This window comes from Phocaeicola faecalis (assembly GCF_021730445.1).
GTDB classification, from domain to species: domain Bacteria; phylum Bacteroidota; class Bacteroidia; order Bacteroidales; family Bacteroidaceae; genus Phocaeicola; species Phocaeicola faecalis.
The window spans coordinates 79616-104479 of record NZ_JADNRM010000002.1; the positions used below are offsets into that span (position 1 = coordinate 79616).

General features: G+C 42.8%; 22 protein-coding genes. 14 read left to right on the forward strand and 8 right to left on the reverse strand.

Going from position 1 to position 24864, the window contains the following annotated elements; translation table 11 throughout:
* Positions 1-31: 31 nt before the first annotated feature.
* Complete coding sequence (locus tag IR173_RS04505) at positions 32-538, reverse strand: hypothetical protein (RefSeq protein ID WP_237038500.1); 507 nt, start codon at positions 536-538, stop codon at positions 32-34.
* A gap of 198 nt (positions 539-736) precedes the next feature.
* Between IR173_RS04505 and IR173_RS04510 the strand changes: the two genes are divergently transcribed.
* Entirely contained in the window at positions 737-1885 is a 1149-nt protein-coding gene (locus IR173_RS04510) for a glycosyltransferase (RefSeq protein WP_237038501.1), read from the forward strand.
* A gap of 96 nt (positions 1886-1981) precedes the next feature.
* On the opposite strand, the gene IR173_RS04515 is transcribed toward IR173_RS04510, so the two are convergent.
* Entirely contained in the window at positions 1982-3028 is a 1047-nt protein-coding gene (locus tag IR173_RS04515; RefSeq protein WP_394800641.1) for an HPP family protein, read from the reverse strand.
* Positions 3029-3367: 339 nt separating this feature from the next.
* On the opposite strand from IR173_RS04515, the gene IR173_RS04520 reads away from it, so the two are divergent.
* Positions 3368-4099, forward strand: coding sequence for a class I SAM-dependent methyltransferase (locus tag IR173_RS04520; RefSeq protein WP_237038502.1), 732 nt, complete (start codon positions 3368-3370; stop codon positions 4097-4099).
* 102 nt (positions 4100-4201) lie between these two features.
* Here the strand turns inward: IR173_RS04520 and IR173_RS04525 are convergent, their stop codons facing one another.
* Positions 4202-5449 (reverse strand): ABC transporter permease, encoded by a 1248-nt coding sequence (locus IR173_RS04525; protein ID WP_237038503.1) that lies wholly within the window; start codon positions 5447-5449, stop codon positions 4202-4204.
* Between the two features lies 1 nt (position 5450).
* A complete protein-coding gene (locus tag IR173_RS04530) occupies positions 5451-6653 on the reverse strand; it encodes a pyridoxal phosphate-dependent aminotransferase (RefSeq protein WP_237038504.1) in 1203 nt (400 codons plus the stop codon).
* A gap of 197 nt (positions 6654-6850) precedes the next feature.
* Between IR173_RS04530 and IR173_RS04535 the strand changes: the two genes are divergently transcribed.
* Both IR173_RS04535 and IR173_RS04540 read left to right on the forward strand, forming a co-directional pair.
* Positions 6851-7990 carry an acyltransferase family protein gene (locus IR173_RS04535; RefSeq protein ID WP_237038505.1) on the forward strand — a complete coding sequence of 380 codons (1140 nt, stop codon included), beginning with the start codon at positions 6851-6853 and terminating at the stop codon, positions 7988-7990.
* A 64-nt stretch (positions 7991-8054) separates the two neighbouring features.
* Positions 8055-8903, forward strand: coding sequence for a TIGR01777 family oxidoreductase (locus tag IR173_RS04540; protein ID WP_237038506.1), 849 nt, complete (start codon positions 8055-8057; stop codon positions 8901-8903).
* Positions 8904-8915: 12 nt separating this feature from the next.
* On the opposite strand, the gene IR173_RS04545 is transcribed toward IR173_RS04540, so the two are convergent.
* On the reverse strand, positions 8916-9143 hold the full coding sequence (locus IR173_RS04545; protein ID WP_237038507.1) for a hypothetical protein: 228 nt from the start codon (positions 9141-9143) through the stop codon (positions 8916-8918).
* Between the two features lie 194 nt (positions 9144-9337).
* On the opposite strand from IR173_RS04545, the gene IR173_RS04550 reads away from it, so the two are divergent.
* The 8 genes from IR173_RS04550 (at position 9338) to IR173_RS04585 (ending at position 18956) form a co-directional block, all read left to right on the forward strand.
* Positions 9338-10573, forward strand: coding sequence for a fucose isomerase (locus IR173_RS04550; RefSeq protein ID WP_237038508.1), 1236 nt, complete (start codon positions 9338-9340; stop codon positions 10571-10573).
* Between the two features lie 6 nt (positions 10574-10579).
* Entirely contained in the window at positions 10580-11773 is a 1194-nt protein-coding gene (locus IR173_RS04555; RefSeq protein ID WP_237038509.1) for a serine/threonine protein kinase, read from the forward strand.
* A gap of 54 nt (positions 11774-11827) precedes the next feature.
* Positions 11828-12310 carry a DUF4494 domain-containing protein gene (locus IR173_RS04560; protein ID WP_005939148.1) on the forward strand — a complete coding sequence of 161 codons (483 nt, stop codon included), beginning with the start codon at positions 11828-11830 and terminating at the stop codon, positions 12308-12310.
* A 33-nt stretch (positions 12311-12343) separates the two neighbouring features.
* Positions 12344-13012, forward strand: coding sequence for a YggS family pyridoxal phosphate-dependent enzyme (locus IR173_RS04565; RefSeq protein ID WP_237038510.1), 669 nt, complete (start codon positions 12344-12346; stop codon positions 13010-13012).
* An 11-nt stretch (positions 13013-13023) separates the two neighbouring features.
* Positions 13024-13998, forward strand: coding sequence for a dihydroorotate dehydrogenase-like protein (locus IR173_RS04570; RefSeq protein WP_237038511.1), 975 nt, complete (start codon positions 13024-13026; stop codon positions 13996-13998).
* A gap of 178 nt (positions 13999-14176) precedes the next feature.
* On the forward strand, positions 14177-15835 hold the full coding sequence (locus tag IR173_RS04575; protein ID WP_237038512.1) for an AMP-binding protein: 1659 nt from the start codon (positions 14177-14179) through the stop codon (positions 15833-15835).
* A gap of 203 nt (positions 15836-16038) precedes the next feature.
* On the forward strand, positions 16039-17430 hold the full coding sequence (locus tag IR173_RS04580) for a hypothetical protein (RefSeq protein ID WP_237038513.1): 1392 nt from the start codon (positions 16039-16041) through the stop codon (positions 17428-17430).
* Between the two features lie 53 nt (positions 17431-17483).
* The gene (locus IR173_RS04585; RefSeq protein ID WP_237038514.1) at positions 17484-18956 is read left to right on the forward strand and encodes a DUF3943 domain-containing protein; all 1473 of its coding nucleotides are present in this window, start codon (positions 17484-17486) and stop codon (positions 18954-18956) included.
* Positions 18957-18960: 4 nt separating this feature from the next.
* On the opposite strand, the gene IR173_RS04590 is transcribed toward IR173_RS04585, so the two are convergent.
* Positions 18961-19539: a Crp/Fnr family transcriptional regulator gene (locus tag IR173_RS04590; RefSeq protein ID WP_237038515.1), complete on the reverse strand. Its 579-nt coding sequence runs from the start codon at positions 19537-19539 to the stop codon at positions 18961-18963.
* A 354-nt stretch (positions 19540-19893) separates the two neighbouring features.
* On the opposite strand from IR173_RS04590, the gene IR173_RS04595 reads away from it, so the two are divergent.
* Positions 19894-21372 carry a capsule assembly Wzi family protein gene (locus IR173_RS04595; protein WP_237038516.1) on the forward strand — a complete coding sequence of 493 codons (1479 nt, stop codon included), beginning with the start codon at positions 19894-19896 and terminating at the stop codon, positions 21370-21372.
* A gap of 5 nt (positions 21373-21377) precedes the next feature.
* Positions 21378-21788, forward strand: a complete 411-nt coding sequence (locus IR173_RS04600; protein WP_237038517.1) for a lipocalin-like domain-containing protein — start codon at positions 21378-21380, stop codon at positions 21786-21788.
* A 110-nt stretch (positions 21789-21898) separates the two neighbouring features.
* On the opposite strand, the gene IR173_RS04605 is transcribed toward IR173_RS04600, so the two are convergent.
* Entirely contained in the window at positions 21899-23332 is a 1434-nt protein-coding gene (locus tag IR173_RS04605) for an aspartate ammonia-lyase (RefSeq protein ID WP_237038518.1), read from the reverse strand.
* A 491-nt stretch (positions 23333-23823) separates the two neighbouring features.
* The gene (locus IR173_RS04610) at positions 23824-24714 is read right to left on the reverse strand and encodes a YitT family protein (RefSeq protein WP_237038519.1); all 891 of its coding nucleotides are present in this window, start codon (positions 24712-24714) and stop codon (positions 23824-23826) included.
* Positions 24715-24864 lie beyond the last annotated feature (150 nt).

The following is a 24864-nucleotide window of genomic DNA, read 5'->3' on the forward strand; positions in this document are numbered from 1 at the left end:
AATTATGAAAACACAAAAAAAACTTCTTGTCTCATTTATCTCCTGGGATGAAATCCTCTTTGATAAACTCATCATACACCCGACGCGGATGGTCGGCTTTAGAAAAACCGTTAGCCCCAAAATTCTGCTCACGGAATTTCTTTAACTTCAAGTTGTCTTCTGCATACTCACGCAATGTCTTAGGTTTACCTCCCAACAGCGAACTTTCCAACACCTCACACTCCAATAAATTTTCCTTGGGAGTAATCATGGGTAACAGTTTCTGTTCCAACAATCCACGATAAGCTCCCACGTATTCACACCAGCATTCGTCGCCTACCTGACAGATACGGTAAGTATACTTAGACAAAGCTGTACGGATAAATATTTCATTATCTCCTACTTCTGCTACGGCCTCCAAGTTATAAGCTAAGTCTTTAATTTTAATAACCCTTTTTCCTGACTCATCTTCTTTAATTTCCGTAGCCCAAAAATCAGAATGCGCAAGCTGGTCAAGTATATTGGCCAAACTTTCCTTAATCTCAAATTGTATTCTCATAATAATTGCCCGTTGGTCAGGACTTGTTATAGTTAAGTATTCCCAATATAGCAATAATCCTTGAAAAATGTTCATCTAATAAGCTTTTTAACATTAAATTATAATTAAAAGTGGACTAATGGATAAAAGAAGAATATCTATTCTCTCAAATTTCAATTATTTGCTGTATTTTTGCACGACTTTTAATATAGAACTTACATGGAACTATTTACCATAAACGTAGCTTTACCTGTTATTTCGGGAATTCTATTCCTCACCCAAGCCATTTATTATTGGATTGTATATGGCAAGATACACGCTCACAATCAAGAAACGGTAACCAACAATCCGGATACTCCACCGCTTTCCGTCATCATTGTCGCCAAGGATGCCGCCAACGAATTGCAAGAGCACCTTCCTTCCATTTTAGAACAAGATTACCCGGAGTTTGAAGTCATTGTCATTTATGACCGTTCGGCAGATGACTGCGATGACGTCTTAAAATTGTTGGAAGATAAATATCACAACCTCTATCATACGTTTATTCCGGATAGTGCACGCTACATCAGTCACAAGAAATTAGGTATCACAATGGGAATCAAGGCAAGTCGTTATGACTGGTTGGTATTTACCGAATCAAACTGCTACCCGCAAAGTAATCAGTGGCTAAGACAAATGGCACGCAATTTCACACCTGCCACCGAAATCGTTTTAGGATACAGTAACTATGAAAAAGTACCGGGATGGTTTAATAAGAAAATCACTTTCGACACGTTGCTGAACTCTATGCGCTATTTGGGTATGGCACTGTCCGGGCATCCCTATATGGGTACGGGGCGAAACTTAGCGTATAGAAAAGCATTATATTATAAACAGAAAGGATTCACTTCCCACTTAAATTTGCAACGTGGGGAAGACGATCTTTTTATCAACGAAACCTCCAATGGTCATAATACCCGCGTAGAGACAAGTGCCGAAAGCATTATACGTATTTCTACTCCTAAATACAAACGAATGTGGAGTGAAGAGAGAATCAGCTATATGACTACCAGTAGATTTTTTAAAGGTACAATCCGCTATCTGATGGGATTTGAAACTTGTAGCAGACTCCTATTTTATATAGCCGTTATTGCTACAGTTGTCAATAGCTTTTTGTCACATCAATGGATTGTTCTCGGAATAGTCTTCTTGTTATGGTTATTACGTTTTCTAATACAAATCACTGTATTCAGAAACGCTTCAAAAGACTTGGGTGAACGCAAATTCTATGCTTTACTGCCAGTATTTGATCTCCTTCAACCTATGTGGAATCTAGGATTCAAATTACAACGGAGAATCAGGCGGAAGGATGAGTTTATGAGAAGGTGAAAACTAACATATTAAAAGCTGTCCTCATCCGGAAATGCTCCGGCGATTCCGGCGTCAATTTATCATAAAGTAAAAATCCTTTTTTCTATCTCCAAATCATTTCTCTCTCTTCCTTTTTATCCTGCTTATCAGATAATGGGGAATCAGACAATATACCAACTGCGCCCGTGACCATTTATAACATTGCTGAAAAAATATCAGCCCCATAGTTATAAATAATGTTGCACCCACAAGTACCTGCAACGGTAGCCATGGCAATGCTTCACGAGGCAGTAACATCGGTATCAAAGCTAATGCACCCACCGGAGCAAAAAACTTGCCCAGCCACTCAAACAAGGTAAAAAGTACTAAAAAGATACACAATGCAACTACCGTTTCGGGCAGTCCTAACCAATAATGGCCTGCCAGTTGAAAAACAGTCCCTATAACAGCCCCCAACACCAGCAGCAAGACCGTGAGCACAGGACGGTTTCGAAATCCCGCTTTTGAATTGACAAACTCCACGTATGCCACTATCAGGGGAGGAATGATAAAGAAAAAGTTACCGGAATATACTGCCAGACAAGCTACAGCAAAAACACTGGAAAGCAAACAAAGCCAACGCATGGAATCTCTTTTCCAGCACCTGTCCACCGGCTCATAAACAATCGTTTTCCGCATTCCTTTCAGTTCCATCCACCGCTGAACTGCAATAAGAGCTAAAGTCATGACAAAGACCGCCAAAGGATATACCCAACTCTCGGTATGTAACAGCACCGGCAACACACATGCCGATATTAAAGGGAATAACGAAGCGCGGGCAAAGAGCAAACAGACTGCTGCAAAAAGAAATGCCATCGCGACATTAAGAACCAAAGGCAAAGGTGAACAGAGCACAATTAGTACCCCTGCACAGGCACCAAGCGTCATTAAAAGCAACATTTGCCACTGTTTTATTTTCCACACCCGCTTGTCTACTATCCACATACCGATGGTGAGGGCAGCCATCTCGGGAAAGATAATTTCTTTTTCATGCAGCAATTCCGCCACTCCTATCATCAACAGTATCATGACAAGGGAAAAAAGATATCTCTTTCGTTGCATAGTGTCACTGAACAATGAAACAGCCTTTGTGTCGGTAGCATTTATATCCTGTCGGTTCATAAGTTTAACCATTAATAGTTATCAAATGCCAAAGGTAGTGATTATTTCCGTCACATCTCCCAATACTTGTCACAAAGATTCAGATACTCCATTATAGGCTGATTGCTGAAAGAGAATGCAAAGAAAGATGTTTTCCGACGTTTTATCACTCTTATTTATTCTTTCAAATCTTTATTATCAACAACAAGCGGATGCCCTGACCCTCGTTCCGCATCTGTTTCAGTTCGTCTACCTCTGTCTCTTTTTACAGTCACAAAAATAGTGTATTTATTTCAGATAAAAGATAGTTTCTCACTCCGAATTATCTATCTTTGCAGCCAAATTACAAATGAGATATCAATGAAAGCAAATCTTCTCTCTCCCGCCCAGGACCCGATGGGTGCAGCCATTGCCGATTATTTCCGCCATCAGAAGGCAGGAAAATTGCGTGTATTTTCTTCTCAATTTGAAGAAGATGAAATTCCCATCGACCAACTTTTCCGTTCCTTCGATGAAATGCCCGAACTGGAAAAGATAGCTTTACAAATGGCAAACGGAAAGATTCTGGATGCCGGTGCCGGAAGTGGTTGTCATGCCCTGGCATTACAAGAAATGGGAAAAGAAGTCTGTGCCATTGACATCTCTCCACTCTCGGTCAGGACAATGGAAGAACGCGGAGTGCGTAATGTCCGTCAAATCAATCTTTTTGACGCTCAGTTTCTCGAAACATTCGATACCATCCTAATGCTGATGAATGGTTCGGGCATTATTGGGAAGTTAGAGAATATGCCTGATTTCTTTCTGAAAATGAAACAGTTGCTTCGTCCGGGGGGATGTATCTTGATGGATTCAAGCGATTTACGTTATCTCTTTGAAGACGAAGACGGAAGCTTCCTGATAGACCTGGCAGGAGATTACTATGGCGAGATTGACTTCCAAATGCAATATAAGAATATGAAGGGCGGCAGTTTTGACTGGCTCTATGTGGATTTCCAAACACTCAGCCTCTATGCCGCCGAGAATGGCTTTGAAGCAGAACTGGTGAAAGAAGGTGAACACTACGACTATCTGGCTTGCCTGCGGATGAAATAACCACACATAAAGCTTTTTTTAAATATCTATTTCGGTAGTTTGCACCATCGTTTCAACTAGTTCCTCCTAATAATAAACATCTTGTTTCGTACCGTCAAACAATTACTCAAACCGTATAGACTTTGCCGGATGGATACGTGTTATCAGATAAGACGGACCGATTAGCATCAATACCGATACCAACAATGTACACACATTCAGCAATAGGTAAATCCAAATATTAAACTCAATGGGAACACGGTCGACATAATAGGACGTGGGATCGAGTTTGAAAATATGGAACTGAGACTGCAACAGGCAAAGCGATACTCCTATGATATTCCCCCATAACATTCCTCTTCCGATTAGAAAAACAGAAAAGCTGAGAAATATCTTACGGATGGCAAGATTGTCTGCTCCCAATGCTTTCAGGATGCCTATCATATTAGTACGTTCTAATATAATAATGAGTAAGCCTGAAATCATCGTGAAACCCGCAACTCCGGTCATCAATATAAGTATAACCCATACATTCATATCAAGCAAATCGAGCCATGCAAATATCTGAGGATTGGCCTCTTCCACTGTCTGGGTATAATAAGTACCGCCATATTCATCCACTTGCGTGTCCACCTGTTCACGAATTTCTTCCTTTATGCCGTCCAACAAACCAAAATTGACTACTTCCAACTCTAGCCCACTCACTTGTTCTGGTTTCCAATTATTCAAACGGTTCACCGTATAGAAGTCGGTAATCAGAAACAAATCATCGTATGCAGAAAAATTGGTCTGGTAAATTCCGGCAATGAAAAGACGGCGAGCACGCACATTCTCCCCCTCTATATAATAGGTGTATAGTTTATCATCCATCTTCAGGTGAAGCTTGTCGGCAATGCTGCGCGACACCAATACTTTATTGGTCGAAGCTGTATCAGAAAAGACCGGAACTTCACCCTCCAGCAGATGCTGTTTCAGAAAGTTCCAATCATATTCGCCGGAAACTCCCTTCAGCACCATCCCCTGAAAGCTGTCATCAGTCATAATCATACCGGGCTTGGTGGAATAACGCTGCACATGCTTTACTCCTCTTGTAGCATAAAGTACATTCAGCAAACTGTCATTGGCTACAATAGGAATGGTTTCGAAAGACTTCCGGGCATCAAAGTTAGTAATCATAATGTCGGAACCCAAACCTATCACCTTATCGCGTACCTCATGCTTGAACCCGATTACAACGGCCACAGACACAATCATCACGGCCAGCCCGATAGCTATGCCCAACATAGCAATGCGGATAGCAGGTTTGGACACCTCTTTTCCACCCTCATTGCTACGATATACTCGCCTGGCAATAAAGAGTTTCCAGTTCATGTTACTCTTCCACTCTTCCGGGGTAAGCCTCTAATGCCTTTCGCAAGACAAAAAGCGCACGAACCAAATCTTCTTTCTTCAACACATAAGCAATACGCACTTCATTGCGTCCTGCTCCCGGAGTAGTATAGAACCCGGCAGCGGGAGCCATCATCACAGTCTCACCTTCGTAATTGAACTCGGACAAGCACCATGCGCAGAACTTTTCGCTGTCGTCCACCGGTAACTTGGCTACAGTGTAAAAGGCTCCCATCGGGATAGGCGAATAAACGCCCGGAATGCGGTTAAGCCCATCAATCAGACATTTGCGGCGTTCCACATATTCATCATAAGTTTCGCGTGCATATTCTTCCGGTTCATCCAAAGAAGCTTCGGCGGCAATCTGACCAATCAAAGGAGGGCTTAAACGCGCCTGACAGAATTTCATTACAGCTCCGCGTACTTCGGGATTCTTCGTTATGAGCGCCCCGATGCGGATACCACACTCAGAATAACGTTTTGATACGGAGTCTATCAGCACGACATTCTGCTCGATACCTTCCAAATGACAAGCGGATATATAAGGTGAACCGGTATAAATAAACTCACGGTATACTTCATCAGAGAACAGGTAAAGATCATACTTCTTCACCATATCACGGATTTGATTCATTTCGCGACGAGTATACAAGTAACCGGTAGGGTTATTCGGATTACAAATCAGAATAGCTTTAGTACGCTCGTTTATCAATTCCTCAAACTTCTCCACTTTGGGTAAAGAAAAACCTTCTTCAATAGTGGTGGTCACCGTGCGAATCACAGCACCGGCAGAAATGGCAAACGCCATATAGTTGGCATAAGCCGGTTCGGGCACTATAATTTCATCTCCCGGATTGAGACAACTCAAAAAGGCAAAAAGCACAGCTTCCGAACCTCCGGTGGTAATGATAATATCATCGGCATTCAGATTGATATCGTATTTTTTGTAATAGCCCACCAGTTTCTCACGATAACTGCGGTATCCCTGGCTGGGACTGTATTCCAATACCGTACGGTCTATATTGCGAATCGCATCAAGGGCCGCTCGTGGAGTAGGCAGGTCGGGCTGACCGATATTCAGGTGATATACATGAATTCCTCTCTGTTTGGCAGCATCTGCCAGCGGTGCCAATTTACGAATCGGCGATGCAGGCATTTCAGTTCCTCTGACGGATATTGTTGGCATAATGTTATAAAATTATTTAATCGAAGTGCAAAGATAAAGTTTAGCTTCCAACCACGCAAACAAAAAGTTGGTTAATATTTTAAAGAGATGTTTTTATGATTTAAATAAATAGTCGTGTATTTTTTTTCTGCTCCTTATTATTAATGGAGAAAAGAATATCTTTGTGCGAATCAATCTAAAAACTCAAAAAAGATACGATGAAAAATACAATTTCCCCTTCCAAACGTTTGGAATCTTTGGATGCACTCCGCGGGTTCGACCTCTTTTTTCTTGTTGCATTAGGCCCCCTCATGCACTCATTGGCACGGGCAGCTAATGTGGAATGGCTCAATGAGTCTATGTGGGTGTTTAACCATGTTTCTTGGGAAGGTTTTTCTCCATGGGATTTAATTATGCCGCTTTTCCTCTTTATGTCGGGCATTTCGATGCCGTTTTCTTTGTCACGCTACAAATCCATACCCGACAAACGACCTTTATTGCGGCGTCTGGCAAAAAGAATATTGCTGCTGTGGATATTCGGAATGATATGTCAAGGCAATTTGCTGGCATTTGACTCTAACACGATTTACCTCTATTCAAATACTTTACAGGCGATTGCCGCCGGTTATCTGATTACGGCATTGCTTTTCCTTTTCACAAGCCGCAGAACACAAATTATCACTGCGGTGGCGTTACTGCTGATATATTGGGCAGCCATGCAGTTTATTACAGTCGACGGTTATGGAGGCGGGAATTATACTCCACAAGGCAATTTGGCCGAATGGATAGACAATACGGTGTTGGGACGGTTTCGTGACACGGCACAAGTGATAGACGGAAAAGTAGTTGTTGCCGATTGGTATCATTATACATGGATATTGAGCAGTCTCAACTTCGGTGTAACTGTCCTCACGGGATTATTCGCCGGCTATATTGCCAAAGATAAAATAGAAGAGAAAAAGAAGCTGAAACTCTATTTCGGTACAGGTACCGCTCTGGTCATTGCAGGATGGTTATGGAATTTCCAAATGCCAGTTATCAAAACTATTTGGACGAGCTCAATGGTATTGGTCAGTAGCGGATACTGTTTCCTGCTGATGGGACTTTTCTATTATTGGATTGACTACAAAGGACACCGTTCGGGCATCACATGGCTGAAAGTGTACGGCATGAACTCCATTGCCGCCTATATGCTGGCCAATGTAATCAATTTCAGATGTATCGGCGAGTCTTTGTTTTATGGACTGGAACAATATATGGGAAGCTATTACCCATTCCTGATGACTCTGTGGAATGTCGGTGCAGTTTATGTCATTATATGGATTATGTATAAGCGAGGAATTTTCCTGAAGGTTTAATATATCCGTATAAACCTTTCTGTCCGTCGGTGTGTTTCATTCATAGAACTTAATACACAACCAGATGAATATAGCTATCAGTGGTGCAAGCGGATTCATTGGAACATATTTATCCGCTTTTTTAATGGAATCGGGACATCAGATATTTCCTTTAGGAAGGCAAATGTTTTCCGGCAAAGGAAATGAAGAACTGGTTCGTACCTTGTCGCAATGTGACGCAGTGGTCAATTTAGCCGGTGCCCCCATAAACAAAAGATGGACTTCGGCTTATAAAGAAGAACTTTATAACAGCCGTATTCCGGTAACCGGACAAATTGTGCAAGCCATGAAAAACCTTAGTCGAAAGCCCCAATTATTCATTTCCACTTCAGCAGTCGGATATTACCCCTCCACAGGATGCCATAATGAAGACAGCAATATGACAGGAGAAGGCTTTCTTTCTCATCTTTGTCGCAAATGGGAACAGGCAGCCATGATGTGTCCACCGGATGTGAGACTAGTTATTACCCGATTCGGCATCGTGCTTTCACGACATGGAGGGGCTTTACGCCCCATGCTTCTCCCCACACAAATGAAGGCGACATGTGTCATCGCTCCGGGATGCCAACCTTTCCCTTGGATTAGTATCACTGACTTATGCCGGGCGTTACTTTATATTATAGAGACACCTCAACTGCACGGAACGATAAATATGGTTGCTCCACAGATAGTCACACAACGAGAATTTACCCAATGTATGGGCAAGCATTATCACACCTGGTTTACACTTACCATTCCCTCCTTCATATTCCGATTGTTATATGGAGAAGCCGCTTCTTTTCTCACATCAGGACAGAAAGTTGTTCCGCAACGGTTGGTGGAAGCCGGCTTTGAGTTTACCCATCCGGATATCGAAACCTTTTGGTCATTATAAATGACGTATCGCTCAAGATTCAGTCTGTGCGATATCGTCTTTTACTATTTTATCCATTTTCTTCAGGAGTTTCTTCCTTTCTTTCTTGTCATGAGGGATGTCACTCTTTTCATCATAAGGATTTTCAGCCTTATCCGTCACCTCTTCACTCCAGTCTTCAAACATATTTGTAGCCGGTTGGCCCGATAATGTCACATTCTCTTCTGCAATGGGAACATTTCTTTCAATTACTTTTGCCATAGTCTAATCTATTTATTATTTACCATACTACAAATGAGAAGAAAAATGGTTTAGGGATTTAATTATTTAACATACCGCTAACAAGGTTTTTATACAGCAAATAAATTAAAGAGATGTTATCTTTAAGTTCTTTTTTTAGGGTTATTAAAAAAAAACACGTATGTTTGTTCCTATAAAACAAAGCAAAATATCAAATGAATCTATACCTGATAACATTCCAATCCGATTTGAACAAAATGGAATCTGTATACGATTGCCATAAAGATTTATTTGTGGAAATCGAGAAATATTTCACGCTTCATCTGGTACATTATAAAGAGGTGGAAACGATTCCGGCAGACGAATACAAAATGGCTTTCATTGCCTCGGGAGGGGTTGAAAAAGCAGTTACCCAACACTTCGACCTGCTTCCTTATCCCATCACTCTGCTTACGAACGGACTCCAAAACTCATTGGCAGCTTCGCTCGAAATAGCGACCTGGATGCGTAGCAAAGGCATGAAAGCACGTATTATTCACGGTAGCCCGATGCACATGGTTAAGCAGATATTATTCCATCATCAGGCTTTTGCCGCCAAACGTGAAATAAAAGGAAAAAGAATCGGCGTTATCGGATATCCTTCATCATGGCTTGTAGCCAGCAATGTAGATTATTTATTGGCAAAACGACGTTGGGGAATCGAGTTCATCGATATCCCAATGGAAGAAATATACTGTTTATATTATCAAATAACTGATGATGATATCGGCTATAAAGCATCTGTATTGGTCAAACAAGCAGTAGCTTGTCGCGAAGCGACTCCTGAAGATTTTCTGAAAGCAATGAGGCTTTACAAAGCCGTCAGAATCATTTGTGAGAAGAAGCACCTCGATGCAGTCACCCTTTCCTGCTTCTCATTAATAGAGAAATTGGGAACCACCGGCTGCCTGGCACTCTCTTTATTGAACGACGAAGGGATTCCTGCCGGTTGTGAAGGTGATTTGCAATCCATCTTTACCATGCTCATTGCCAAGGTGCTGACCAATCAAACCAGTTTTATGGCAAACCCGTCATTTATCAATGAAGAGCAAAACGAACTGGTTGTAGCACACTGTACTATCGCTACCAAAATGACTGACAGGTTTATTATCCGTAATCATTTTGAAAGTGAGACAGGCGTAGCCATTCAGGGAATCTTGCATGAAGGGGAAATCACTGTCTTGAAATGCGGAGGAGAATGTTTGGACGAATATTTCGTATCACGCGGACAATTGACAGAGAATACCAATTACATCAATGCCTGCCGCACACAGATACGCATCCGTCTGGGCAAACCTGTCGATTATTTCACACGTAACCCATTAGGCAACCACCACATTGTTTTGATGGGTGACCACGAACAAGTGATACACGAATTCATGCAATTAAACAGTTGTAAACAAATAGAATAATAAAAAATGAAAGTGACAGAGCCGATTAGTATCGGCACCAATAATGAAGGGAAAAGGATATTTATAAAACGACCTTGCAAAAAGTTCGCCGACATTGCTGCCTATCAGGAAGCCTTTACCGCCGAAGCTACGCAGGGAATGGGTTGGGCTCACCCCAACTTATTAAATTATATTAGTTTGCAAAAGGATGAGCAAGGATGGTACATCACTTTTGAATACATACCGGCCGTTCCCCTCAACAGGGCATTGTTAGATGGCGTGTTGCAAATTAATACGGTGGCGGAGTCCAAGCGAATCATGAATCAACTGATGAATGCCGTCGCCTATCTTCACTCCCGAAATATCTGTCATCTCGACATTCGCCCCGAGAATATTTTTATTACTAAAGGAACGCATGACGTGCTCTTGGCAAATCCAGCCAACATATACGTATCATGCACTCCCTCTTTTTTTATCTTTAAGGAAAAATATGCGGCACCGGAACTTTTTAAAGAAAGCACCGTCCCTACCCCCGCGTGTGATATTTATTCGTTGGGCAAAGTCATGGAGTACCTTTACAGTTACTCCCATCTAAGCCCCGGCGTCAGGCACATCATCCTTAAAGCCACTCGTCCCGAACCTGCCAAACGGTATGCCGATGTAGAGGAAATGAAGAAAGCCTTTGGCACTTCCCGCTACATTGACTGGTCGATACAGGCTATAAAGGGGGTTGCCGCCGTTACTGTCATTCTGCTTGCTTATTATGGATTACGGGAAGAACCGGCCGACAAGGAAACATTACAGTTTATAGAAGAGGTAAAGCACATCAACCGTCAGGCTTTGGAAACTGCCGAAGACAGGAACAGGAACTACAGCATCCCGCTTCCTTCGGATTCCATACGTTCGCTCCCCACCGACACCTTGGAGTTCAATCCCGAAGAACATCGCAGACTGGCAGAAAGAATATTCAAAAAAGAGTTTCGGCGGCGGGCCGAGAATATCATAACCGCTATGTACACGCCGCAGAAAATGAATATCAGTGAAAAAGCATTTCAAGAACAAAGCCTTGACGGTTTCAGTCAGTTAAACAAGATACAGAGAGAGTTAGGTGAACAGTTCAACATGGACCCCATCCTCACTACCCGCCTCTCTTCTGAAATTATTTCAGAGCTGACAACCGAAAGCATGAAGAAATTAAGGAAAATGGAGAACGAAGACTAAATAAAATAGTATCTTTGTGACCTATTTTAATTTTTAATAAAACATTAAACTCTTATGATGCATACATGGTTTGAATGCAAGATACGTTACGAAAAGGTCATGGAAAATGGCATGAACAAGAAAGTAACAGAGCCTTATTTAGTTGATGCGCTGAGCTTTACCGAAGCTGAAGCACGTATCATCGAAGAAATAACACCGTTTATTAGCGGTGAGTTTACAGTGTCGGACATCAAGCGTGCCAACTATAGCGAATTATTCTTCTGCGAAGAAGATGCTGCCGACCGTTGGTTCAAATGTAAGTTGTTCTTCATCACACTGGACGAGAAAAGCGGAGCTGAAAAGAAGACTTCCACTCAGGTACTTGTCCAGGCGGCCGATTTGCGTGACGCTGTGAAAAAGCTGGACGAAGGCATGAAAGGAACCATGGCCGATTACGTTATCGCATCCGTTGCCGAAACAGCCCTTATGGATGTTTATCCTTATGACGGAGAGCCGAACGTCAAACCGGAGTTCCCCGACGCAGGAAAAACCGAATAAAGATTATTCAGACAGACCAAATATAGATTGTATATGAGCATTCAAGCGAATTTAAAAGAAGTTCTGGCCGACCTCCCTTCCGGTGTCCGCCTGGTAGCTGTATCCAAGTTTCATCCCAACGAGGCGATTGAAGAGGCATACGCTGCCGGACAACGCATCTTCGGCGAGAGCAAAGTGCAGGAAATGGCTCAGAAATATGAAACGCTGCCCAAAGATATTGAATGGCATTTCATCGGTCACCTGCAAACAAATAAAATCAAGTATATGGCTCCTTATGTGGCTATGATACATGGCATTGATTCTTATAAATTGTTGGTTGAAATCAACAAGCAAGCCCAAAAGTACAGTCGCGTTATCCCGTGCCTGCTACAAATCCATATCGCCGAAGAAGAGACCAAGTTCGGTTTCAGTTTTGACGAATGTAGGGAGATGCTCAAAGCAGGAGACTGGAAAGAACTGCATAATGTCCAAATCAGCGGCGTCATGGGTATGGCAACCAATATCGATGACACTGAACAAATCAAGAAAGAATTTTGTTCCTTAAATACATTCTTCAAGGAGGTAAAGCAGACCTATTTTGCTGATACAGAGAGCTTCGGGGAAATATCAATGGGCATGTCGCACGACTATCCCATCGCTATTCGAGAAGGAAGCACCATGGTCAGAGTAGGCAGCAAAATCTTTGGAGAGCGAAACTATTAAAACTACTATTTATGACTCAATTAAAGACCACTTTTGCCGGATTGCCTTTACGCAATCCTGTTATTATCAGTAGCTCCAGTCTGACTAACAGTGCTGAAAAAAACAAAAAGTTAGAATTGGCCGGTGCCGGAGCCATCGTATTGAAATCTGTTTTTGAAGAACAAATCATGATGCAGGCTCACCACATGGCTACTTACGATTCTCCCGAAGCAGGAGATTATCTGAGTACCTATGTTCGTTCACATGCCATCAAAGAATATATCGACCTGATTCAAGAAACCAAACGCCTCTGCACTATACCCGTCATTGCCAGCATCAATTGTTTCAGCAGTTCGGAATGGACAGACTTTGCACGTACCATGCAGGATGCCGGAGCCGATGCCTTGGAATTGAATATTCTCTCGCTGCAAACTGAAAAGGAATATCCATACGGTTCGTTCGAACAACGCCACATCGATATCCTGAGTAACGTAAAAAAGCACGTATCCATTCCTGTCATCATCAAACTGGGAACTAACCTCACCAACCCCATTGCGCTAATCAACCAACTTTATGCCAATGGAGCTGCGGCAGTAGTGTTATTCAATCGTTTCTATCAGCCCGACATCAATATCGAAACCAAGAGTTATTCCTCAGGAGAAGTATTCAGCCATCCTTCGGATTTGGCAAGCGGTTTGAGATGGACAGCCATCGCTTCAGCACAAGTACCGCAGATAGACTATGCCATCTCGGGGGGTGTGCACGATGGTAAAGCAATGGTAAAAGCAATTCTGGCAGGTGCTTCGGCTGTAGAAGTATGCAGTGTTATTTATCAAAAAGGTGAAGGTTTCATTGAATCCATGACTAGAGAATTAAGCGAATGGATGAAGAAACAAGGATATAACACCATCAGCGAATTTAAGAGCGAAATGAACGCTTTGTCTACCGGTGAAAGCAATCCTTTCGAACGTACTCAGTTTATGAAGTATTTCAGTAGCAAAGAATAACAAAGCCTCTCCGCATAAAGGGGATATGACAATTACTGCCGTTTTTTGTCATATCCCCTTTTCCTTTCCCTCGTTTTACTAAAATTGCTTCCCTTTTAGTTTGCATCCTTATAATAAAAGCTTATATTTGCACATTTGATTAAATAATGTGCAAATATAAACCAACGAAAAGAACATCATGGAGCAGAGTTTTATTGCCTTTCTGGAAGACAGCATAAAAAGAAACTGGGACTTGGATGCCCTTACTGACTATAAAGGAGCCACATTGCAATATAAAGATGTAGCCCGCAAAATAGAGAAACTACATATCATTTTTGAACTGAGCGGCATCAAGAAAGGTGATAAAATTGCCGTCTGCGGTCGCAACAGTTCACATTGGGGCGTTACGTTCCTGGCCACCATCACTTATGGAGCCGTAATTGTTCCTATTCTTCACGAATTCAAAGCCGACAATATTCATAACATTGTCAATCATTCCGAAGCACGTCTCTTATTAGTAGGTGATATGGTATGGGAGAATCTGAATGAGAATGCCATGCCTCTGCTTGAAGGTGTATTGCTAATGAATGATTTTACCCTATTGGTATCTCGCAGCGAACGGCTCGACTATGCCCGCGACCATCTGAACGAACTGTTCGGAAAGAAGTTCCCTCGCAATTTCAGACGCGAGCACGTAAGTTACCGTCGCGACGAACCCGAAGAATTGGCAGTCATCAATTATACTTCCGGAACCACCAGTTATTCTAAGGGAGTCATGATTCCCTATCGTGCCCTCTGGTCGAACACCCAGTTCGCCTTTGATGTGCTGACCATGAACCCCGGAGACAAACTGGTATCCATGCTTCCAATGGCACACATGTATGGATTGGCATTCGAGTTCCTATATGAATTCTGTGTCGGTTGCCACATCTATTTCCTCACCCGTATGCCCAGTCCGAAAATCATCTTCCAGGCATTTGCTGATATCAAACCCAACCTTGTGGTAGCTGTTCCCTTGATTATCGAAAAGATTATCAAAAAGAACGTGCTTCCCAAACTGGAAACCCCGGCCATGAAAATACTGCTGAAAGTTCCTATTATCAATGATAAGATTAAAGCTACCGTGCGCGAACAGATGATACAGGCATTCGGTGGTAATTTCTATCAGGTTATTGTAGGCGGGGCAGCTTTCAATCAAGAAATAGAACAATTCTTAAAGAGTATTGATTTCCCTTATACCGTCGGTTATGGAATGACCGAATGTGCACCTATCATCTGTTATGAAGACTGGAAACGTTTTAAAGCCGGTTCTTGCGGCAAAGCGGCTCCGCGGATGGAAGTAAAGATAGTAAGTCCCGACCCCGAACACATTGTAGGGGAAATTATCTGCAAGGGGCCGAACGTGATGCTGGGATATTATAAAAACCCCGAAGCCACCGCCGAAGTCATAGACAAGGACGGTTGGTTACACACCGGCGACTTAGGTATCATGGATGCGGAGGGTAATATCACCATCAAAGGACGCAGCAAGAATATGCTGCTCGGCGCATCAGGCCAAAATATTTATCCCGAAGAAATAGAAGATAAGCTCAACAACATGCCGTTCGTAGCCGAAAGCATTATTATCCAGCAGGCAGACGGTAAGCTTGTAGCTTTGATATATCCTGATTTTGACGATGCATTTGCGCATGGAATGGATAATGACGCCATTGCACAGGCCATGGAAGAGAACCGAGTGGCACTCAATGCCGAACTTCCCGCTTATTCTCAAATTGCCCGCGTGAAGATTTACCCCGAAGAGTTTGAGAAAACACCGAAGAAGAGCATCAAACGCTTCCTTTATCAAGAAGTAAAATAAAGATAAAGCATACATTTTCATCGTCCCATGGTCGTGAACTACTCTCCCTACCACCATGGGACGATAACCATACTCCACCCGACTACAAATATAAATATAAAAAGTTTTCCCCATATTTATGTAACATCTTGGTGCATTTACACGTTGTATCAATACAAACATTCATTTTTTTGATTAAATTTGTGCGCAAATAACCAAACAATATGAAAATAAATACCCGCATTGCAGCAATTATCTTATTAGGATGTTGCGCAGGACTTACAACTCCTGCTATCGCTCAAAAAAAGAACAAACTTAAAAAGGGTCCTAACATCTCCCTGAATATTTCCACCCAAAAAGACAGCGTAAAGACAACCTATCTGAATTTGGGTTTGCTCACTAATATCTATCGCCTGCAGGGTGTGGGCATTAATGCCATATCCAGTGTGGTGCAAAGTGACATGACAGGGTTTCAAGTCTCCGGCCTGGCAAGCATCACCGGTCGTCATGCATCGGGTGTACAGCTCGGTGGTATTGCCAATGTAGCAGGTGCAAACGCCAACGGTATCATGCTGAGCGGTTTGATGAACGTAGCAGGAAACCGTGCAAACGGCATACAGATTTCGGGATTGGGAAATATAGCCGGAAATACTTCACGCGGTGTAACCATCGGTGGACTAATGAACCTTGCCGGCGACCAGGCACAAGGTTTACAAATAGCCGGACTTGCCAATATTGCCGGAAAGTCGCAAAGCGGAATAGCCATCGGCGGTTTGATGAACGTATCGGCTGATGCTATGGACGGAGCACAGATTTCGAGCATACTGAATATCAGTGGAGGAAAAGCGAAAGGAGCACAAATAGCAGCTATAGGCAATGTGGGCGTCAGTGTTAATGGTATGCAACTCTCTGCTATCAGCAATATTGCTGCCATAGAAATGAAAGGACTGCAACTCTGCGGAGCCGTGAATATCGCTGTTAAAACAGAGAATGCACTGCAAGTATCCGGTATTACCAATGTGTGTCAGGGTAAGCTGCGCGGAGTACAATTTGCTCCCGGCAACTACGCCGGTGAAGTGAGTGGAGCTCAAATTGGTCTGCTTAATCTTTGCGGCGGTCATGTGAAAGGCGTACAAATCGGTATTATCAATCACAGTAAAGACACCACTGCACATAAAATCGGATTGGTAAACATCAATCCCAAAACCCGCATCCAGCTGATGCTGTTCGGTGGTAATACTAGCAAAATGAATGCGGCCGTCCGTTTCAAGAACCGCACCACCTACACCCTACTGGGTATCGGTACGCACTATCTTGACCTGAACGACAAGTTTTCGGGCTGCGTATTCTACCGTGCCGGACTTTACTACCCCATTGCCAAAAATCTGGAGCTCAGCGGCGACCTCGGCTACTTCCACATAGAGAACTTTGAAAACGAAGATGCCGAAACTCCCGAACGTATGTACTCCTTGCAGGCACGCGTCAATTTGGAGTACAAGATAAAATCCAAGTTCAGCGTATTTGCTTCGGGCGGATACGGCATGACACGATATTACGACCAAAACAAATTCTATGAAAAGAAACCTATCATTGAAGTAGGTGTTATCCTATTCTAACAACACCATGAGTATGCCGGAGAAATCCGGCTTCCATCCTAAATCCTGACGAAATGAAAATTCAACAAATTGCATTAGTCTGTCTTCTGGTTTTAAGCAGTGGCAGTGGGGCGGCACAAGTACTCCACCACCCCGATTCCATCTATACTTTCACCGACCCTCACATGCAGAAAAAGTATCCGTGGCGTGCTGCCGCCGAAACATTCGGCATGAATGTAGGAGTATGGGCATTCGACCGATATGTGATGAACGAAGATTTTGCAAAGATTAGTATCAACAGTATCCGTCGCAATATCAAACACGGCTTTGTGTGGGACAATGACCAGTTCTCCACCAATCTGTTTGCACACCCTTACCATGGCAATCTCTACTTCAATGCTGCCCGCAGCAATGGATTGAACTTTTGGGAATCGGCACCATACGCTTTTGCCGGAAGCCTGATGTGGGAAGTTGCAGCCGAAGTGGAACCACCTGCCATCAACGACCTGATGGCAACCACCATCGGAGGTATTGCACTCGGCGAAATGACACACCGCCTGTCTTCATTGGTACTGGATGACTCCAAGCGTGGCTTCGGACGATTTACCCGTGAATTCTTGGGAACTCTAATCTGCCCCATGCGCGGAATCAACCGTATGATAACAGGTGAGATGTGGAAGGTGAAACGCTCCCATTACAAATATCATGACTACGAGCGCATTCCTATCCAATTCTCTATCAGTGCCGGCGACCGCTATCTGGCAGACGACAACTACCTGTTTCGCGGAGAGCACAATCCCTATCTGGAGTTTCGAGCAGTCTACGGCAACCCTTTCGACAAAATAAATGATGCTCCTTATGATTATTTCACTGCTACAGCCACGCTGGGTCTTTCTCCCAACCAACCGCTTATCAGCAAGATTAACCTTTTAGGAAAATTATGGGGACTGCCGCTGAAGACCACTACCGGCATGGAGATGATGTTCGGAATCTTCCAACATTTCAATTATTTTGATTCTGAAGAAGTCATTGACGGTTCGGGACGCATTCCGTATAAAATATCGGAAGCCGCCAGTGTGGGGCCCGGCATCATCTATAAATTTCCACGCATGAACAGCCTTGTCAATTTGGAACAGAGTGTATTTCTGAGTGCTATCCTGCTGGGCGGCAGCCTGACTGACTATTATAATGTCATCGACCGTAATTACAATATGGGTAGTGGTTATAGCGTAAAAAACAAAACCCTCCTCGACTTCGGACGTTACGGACAGTTTGCTCTCAACCTACATCTCTACCAGATTTTCACCTGGAAAGGATACGAACATAAAGATCTAGAAAACACCGATCCACTCTATCTGAACGCGCAGGGAGACAAAGGAAACGTAATGCTGGCTGTAGTCAATCCGCTTATCGAACTGAACTTAAGCCGGCACTTTAAAGCAAACATGGAAATCTCTTATTTCTACCGACATACACACTACACCTATCACAAAGATGTACAATATAAAACCTTTGAGACGCGTGTGGGACTGTTATACCAATTCTAAGAAATTAAAGCAATGACGAACGGACACGGCTCAGTGTTTCGGGCGTCATTTGCAATAAAGAGGCAATGTACACCAACGGAGCTCTTTTCAATATCTCAGGATGCAGACGAAGCAATTTATTATACCGTTCATGAGCCGGCTCAAATCGGAGTGTATCGGCTTTGACCTGCGACTCTATCAATGAGTGCTCTATGAATTTGCGATAAAGTTGTTCGATATCATTATATTTAGAAGCAAGCTCTTCTACCTGATTCTTAGGAATTTCCCACACTACAGAAGACTCCAAAGTCTCCACCATCAGGCGTGTAGGTTCTTGTTTGAAATAACTCTCGATACAAATAATCATTCCATTTTCATAGCCGATATGTTCGGTCAGGTCTTTGTCATATTTATAGTAGAACTGTCTGAGCAATCCTTTTTCAATAAACAACATAGCCTTGCATACTTCTCCCTCCTTCAACACAATTTCTCCTTTACGATACTTCTTACACACCACAATCTCAGCCAATGCGTGCACACTCTCCCTGCTCAGCGGGTAATTGACTTCGGCTATTTTACGAGCTATCTCTATATTTGTCGTCATGTGTCTTCTCTTTACGGATTTTGTGCAAAATTACAAAAAAAGTTGGATGAAAAATGATAAAGCCTAAAATTAAGTTGGCTTTGTTCTACCAAATAGTTTTTTTTATATACTTTTGAAACAAAATAGTAATCTACCCTTTTTATGAAACCATTAGGCAGTTTTGTCATATTGGGCCTGACAGTGGCACAAAGCCTCATCGCCCCATCCAATCACAACGAAGATTCAGTCATGACACGCCTTTAGAAAGAATTCACGGCTTCAGAAAGGGAGCACGGCTTCAGAAAAGAAGCACGGCCTCAGGAAATGCTTAACCCATTTCCCACAAAACATAAAAACAACATAATTAAAAACTAAATGAAGAAAATACAGCTATTTTTATTACAGGGCTTGTTATCATCTGTTCCTCTATATACCCTTACTGCACAAACCACGACTCCGACCACTCATTATTCAGTGGAAACAGGCATTGTGGCAGGAGACGGCGACTACAGTCCATTTTGGTTTACGGCCAATCGGCAGGGGTTATCCTCTATAAAAACGGAGAACGGATATCTGCGTGCCGGCATTTTCCATTCACAGGCATTTGGCAAGCATTTTACATGGAAAGCAGGGCTAGACTTAGCCACCGCCTATAACTATACTTCTTCTTTCGTTGTTCAGCAGGCCTACGCCGACCTGAGCTATCGGTGGCTAAATCTCAGTATCGGAAGTAAAGAACGTACACCGGAATTGAGAAACCCGAAACTGAGTACCGGAGGACTGGTAGAATCAAACAGTGCCCGCCCTGTACCACAAGTACGCATCGAGATTCCCCAATATATATCTGTTCCCGGGACCAAACGCTGGCTACACATCAAAGGTCATCTCGCTTACGGAACTTTCACAGACAATAATTGGCAAGAGGACTTTGCCCGCTCCGGAAATTTATACACTAAGGAGGTGCTTTATCATAGCAAATCTTTCTTTATGAAAGTAGGAAAGAAAGAATCCTTCCCATTGGAGCTTGAAGCAGGTCTGCAAATGGCTGCCCAGTTTGGCGGAAAACAATATGTAGAAGGGCAGAAAGAACCCATTATGACAATGCCGTCAGATTTTATGGACTTTATCCGTGTATTGATTCCGATGAGCGGAAGTGACAATGCCATGGAAGGTGAGCAGATAAACAAGTACGGCAACCATGTGGGCAGTTGGAATATCGGACTTACCGGCTATGTACAGAATTGGAGAATCAAAGCATACTATGAGCATTTCTTTGAGGACGAATCGCAAATGTTTTTTGGTTACGGCCCTTGGAAAGACGGACTATTGGGAGTAGAAGTCACCCTTCCGAAAAACCGGTTCATTGATACCTTTGTATACGAATGCATGGGCAGCAAAGACCAGACAGGGCCTATCTTCAACGAAGGTTTCCGGGGAGAATTTGAACAAATCAGTGCTAAGGACAATTATTACAACCACTATATTTATCAAGCATGGCAGCACTGGGGCATGGCCATGGGAAATCCGTTGTTTACCGGCCCTGTCTACAATAAAGACGGTAGAATAATGTTTGCCAACAACCGTATAAATGCACATCATCTGGGCGTTAGCGGCACTCCGGGTAAAGAGTGGGCGTATCGGTTGCTACTCACCTACTCCAGAAACTGGGGAACGTATGACAATCCGTTTGATGATATGAAGAAGCAATTCAGTTCACTGCTGGAAGTCACCTATTCACCCGCCCAATGGGATGGATGGAGCTTCAGCCTGTCAGGAGCTATGGACAGAGGTAATTTACTAGGAAACAATTCGGGCGGAATGCTTGTCATCCGCAAAACCGGCTTAATAAAATAAGGACTATGAAACAAATTATATTATGTTTATGCTTACTGCTCGGTGTATTATGCAGTTGCGACAAGAAGCCCATCAACGGAAAATTGGACGGAAGATGGCAATTAATGACAATAGAATATAATGACGGAAGTATCAAAGAATGCGAACGTATCTACTGCAGCATCCAGCTTCATACAGTAGAGCTGATGGATAAGGGCACTAATCCTTTGACATTGATGGGGCACTTCTCCTCTACCGATGGAGTAGTGATGGGTGAATTTAAATATCAGACTAATATGGAGGCAACTGCTACCGAAGAGGACTTGAACAGATTCGGGCTAAATACCTCCGTCACACATTTCGAAGTGGAAAAAGCAACCGGCAGCAAAATGGTTCTGAAATCAGACTATGCCCGACTCACCTATCGGAAGTTCTAGAAAAGCCAATATGAATGAAAAAAGGGATGTGTCAAGATGATAGCTTGTTTTCATTTTGACACACCCTTTTTCCTTTAATCAACATGATACTTCAAAATAGCAATGCTTGATTAGCGTCTTGCCTGTATATCCAGTTTCACGGGATGCAACATGTTTTCAGGGCTCAGAATAGTATCCAACTCTTCTTTATTTAAAATTCCATGTTCCAACACCAAGTCATAAACGCTCTTACCTGTTGCCATCGCTTCTTTGGCAATCTTCGTTGAGTTCTTATAACCGATAACAGGATTCAAGGCTGTTACTACACCAATACTATTATGCACATTCATTTTGCAATGTTCTTCATTGGCAGTGATACCTTCGATGCAACGTGTACGCAATGTCTCCATACCGTTTATCATCAAGTCAACAGATTCAAAGCAGCATTGGGCCATAACCGGCTCCATTGCGTTCAGTTCCATCTGGGCTGCTTCACCGGACATGGTTACACACAATTCGTTACCGATTACTTTATAGCAAATCTGATTCATTACTTCGGGAATAACCGGATTCACCTTACCCGGCATAATAGAAGAACCCGGTTGCATAGCCGGCAGATTGATTTCTCCCAATCCGCAACGCGGACCACTGGCAAGCAAGCGCAGGTCATTACATATCTTATTCATTTTCACGGCCACTCTCTTCAAAGCTGACGCATAACCCACCAGACATGATGTGTCCGAAGTCGCTCCGACCAGGTCGGCAGACAGTTTAAAGTCAAATCCTGTGATTTGGCTCAATGCCTCCACGCATTTCTCTGCATAGCCCGGTTCGGCACAAATACCCGTACCGATAGCAGTAGCTCCCATATTAACAGTCAGGAAATCCTCGGCAGCTTGGTTAAGGTGCAGAACTTCATCTTTCAAGATACTTGCAAAACCATTGAATGTTTGCCCCAAAGTCATAGGCACGGCATCCTCCAGTTGTGTACGTCCCATCTTAATGACGTGTGCAAATTCTTCCCCTTTCTTACGGAATGCTCCGATAACAGATTCCAAATAAGGAAGAAAACGAAGATTTTCATAATACATACCGATATGGATGGCAGTAGGATAAGCGTCATTGGTAGACTGTGAACAGTTTACATGGTCATTGGGAGAACAATATTGATACTCTCCACGCTTGTGTCCCATAATTTCCAATGCACGATTGGCAATCACTTCATTGGCATTCATATTGGTTGTCGTACCCGCGCCACCTTGAATCATGTCTACAGGAAACTGTTCGTGATGCTCACCGTTTAAGATTTCCTGACAAGCCTGTACAATGGCGTCTTTTTGTTCCTTAGTAAGCAGGCCCAACTCATAGTTGGCCATCGCAGCAGCCATCTTAGTAATGGCAAGGCCGTTGATAAACAACGGATATTCATTAAGGTGGAATTTACTGATAGGGAAATTTTCAATTCCTCTAAGTGTTTGCACGCCATACAAGGCATGAGCCGGAATTTCACGAGCACCGATTAAGTCACTTTCCACACGGGTTTCTTCTGTAAGTTTTGTTTCCATGATTAGGTTGTTTTAATATGTTATTTCTTTTTCATACAGCAAAGGTATAAACTAACATTTTGATATCAAAATATATTTCGATATAAATTTATAGTTTTATTTTAGCCACTAAAAGCGCAATATCAAGGCTAACAAAATATCATAATGACAGTTCAGCACGTTACACTCTCTTATAGGTTATTAAAAGAAATACAGATATCCCCCCAACTCATTCCATTAGCCGGGCTAAGCGTTTTCGCCCTTTCGATTATGCCTGTCTGTCAGTCGAATTACTACAGTCTTCGGCAGTGGACTGTATAGTCCGTTACAGTGGACTGTACAGTCTGCTATAGTGGACTGTACAGTCTATTGCCGAAGTCTGTAATAATCTTCCGTTTAAAAAGCCTTGGCTGACCATAAGAAACGGCTTACTCTTCCGTAAGGACACAAAAAAAAGGCATCCGCAATACGGACACCTTTTCCTTGTTCTTATATTCTCTCTATCTCCTTGATTATTTTACTTTAATTCTATCAAAACCTTCGCCAAACACACCGATGACAGCACTCTGTGAAACAAAAGCATTCGGGTCAATGTCCTTAATCAAACGGAAAATAGTAGTCGATTCACGTTTCTTTGCCAACACAAACATCATTTTAACGCCTGTGCCTGTATAGCAACCGACACCATCAATGAAAGTCACTCCACGGTGCAAATCCTTATTGATGCGATGACCTATTTCCTCATGCTTCTTTGAGATGATAAAGAACTGCACAGACTGACGGGCACTGTTTACCACTTGGTCAAGCACAAAGCTACATATATATAAGGTAGCAAAACCATATACCACCTTTTCCCAATCGTGCAATACAAGGTAACTGGAAGAGATAATCACCATATCCGTCATCAATATCACGCGTCCCAAGGTAATATCCCGATATTTATTAATAATAGCAGCCACAATATCCGTTCCCCCGGAACTGCCGTTAGCCGAAAATGCCACTCCAATACCGCCACCACAGAAAGAAGCACCGATAACACATGCCATAAATGGCTGGTCATGCAATAAGTGCAACCCTGCCGTTGCTCCCTGAATAATAGGAAGAATGGTCGTCATGGTGAATACGGCAAAAATTGTCTTTACACTAAACTTCCATCCCAAAACAATCAAGGAGGCAACCAACAATGCACCATTTATAGCAAAATAAGTATACTGTACATTCACCCCGGTTGCCCAATATACAATAGAAGCAATACCCGGCACACCACCTGTTGTGATGTCGTTAGGCAACAAAAAGACGGTCCACCCGATACTATACATCAGCATACCGAGAGCTATCATCATATAATCTCTCATTTCTCTGATGACTCGTTGTTTACGCGTCGTAATAAAGACTGACTCCATGTGATTTTTTCTTTTATATTATAAATTTTCGGCAAAAGTACAAAAAGATTAAATCACTTCGCTCGAAAAAGGATTATTTTTCATGCGAAAAAAAGATTTAGGATAATCACCTTCTCACATTCAACCCCCAAAGGATAAACAGTGTTACAG

Coding starts and splice junctions, on each gene's coding strand:
- IR173_RS04505 (WP_237038500.1), bottom strand. CDS start 538: ATGAGAATACAATTTGAGATTAAGGAAAGTTTGGCCAATATACTTGAC.
- IR173_RS04510 (WP_237038501.1), top strand. CDS start 737: ATGGAACTATTTACCATAAACGTAGCTTTACCTGTTATTTCGGGAATT.
- IR173_RS04515 (WP_394800641.1), bottom strand. CDS start 3,028: ATGAACCGACAGGATATAAATGCTACCGACACAAAGGCTGTTTCATTG.
- IR173_RS04520 (WP_237038502.1), top strand. CDS start 3,368: ATGAAAGCAAATCTTCTCTCTCCCGCCCAGGACCCGATGGGTGCAGCC.
- IR173_RS04525 (WP_237038503.1), bottom strand. CDS start 5,449: ATGAACTGGAAACTCTTTATTGCCAGGCGAGTATATCGTAGCAATGAG.
- IR173_RS04530 (WP_237038504.1), bottom strand. CDS start 6,653: ATGCCAACAATATCCGTCAGAGGAACTGAAATGCCTGCATCGCCGATT.
- IR173_RS04535 (WP_237038505.1), top strand. CDS start 6,851: ATGAAAAATACAATTTCCCCTTCCAAACGTTTGGAATCTTTGGATGCA.
- IR173_RS04540 (WP_237038506.1), top strand. CDS start 8,055: ATGAATATAGCTATCAGTGGTGCAAGCGGATTCATTGGAACATATTTA.
- IR173_RS04545 (WP_237038507.1), bottom strand. CDS start 9,143: ATGGCAAAAGTAATTGAAAGAAATGTTCCCATTGCAGAAGAGAATGTG.
- IR173_RS04550 (WP_237038508.1), top strand. CDS start 9,338: ATGAATCTATACCTGATAACATTCCAATCCGATTTGAACAAAATGGAA.
- IR173_RS04555 (WP_237038509.1), top strand. CDS start 10,580: ATGAAAGTGACAGAGCCGATTAGTATCGGCACCAATAATGAAGGGAAA.
- IR173_RS04560 (WP_005939148.1), top strand. CDS start 11,828: ATGATGCATACATGGTTTGAATGCAAGATACGTTACGAAAAGGTCATG.
- IR173_RS04565 (WP_237038510.1), top strand. CDS start 12,344: ATGAGCATTCAAGCGAATTTAAAAGAAGTTCTGGCCGACCTCCCTTCC.
- IR173_RS04570 (WP_237038511.1), top strand. CDS start 13,024: ATGACTCAATTAAAGACCACTTTTGCCGGATTGCCTTTACGCAATCCT.
- IR173_RS04575 (WP_237038512.1), top strand. CDS start 14,177: ATGGAGCAGAGTTTTATTGCCTTTCTGGAAGACAGCATAAAAAGAAAC.
- IR173_RS04580 (WP_237038513.1), top strand. CDS start 16,039: ATGAAAATAAATACCCGCATTGCAGCAATTATCTTATTAGGATGTTGC.
- IR173_RS04585 (WP_237038514.1), top strand. CDS start 17,484: ATGAAAATTCAACAAATTGCATTAGTCTGTCTTCTGGTTTTAAGCAGT.
- IR173_RS04590 (WP_237038515.1), bottom strand. CDS start 19,539: ATGACGACAAATATAGAGATAGCTCGTAAAATAGCCGAAGTCAATTAC.
- IR173_RS04595 (WP_237038516.1), top strand. CDS start 19,894: ATGAAGAAAATACAGCTATTTTTATTACAGGGCTTGTTATCATCTGTT.
- IR173_RS04600 (WP_237038517.1), top strand. CDS start 21,378: ATGAAACAAATTATATTATGTTTATGCTTACTGCTCGGTGTATTATGC.
- IR173_RS04605 (WP_237038518.1), bottom strand. CDS start 23,332: ATGGAAACAAAACTTACAGAAGAAACCCGTGTGGAAAGTGACTTAATC.
- IR173_RS04610 (WP_237038519.1), bottom strand. CDS start 24,714: ATGGAGTCAGTCTTTATTACGACGCGTAAACAACGAGTCATCAGAGAA.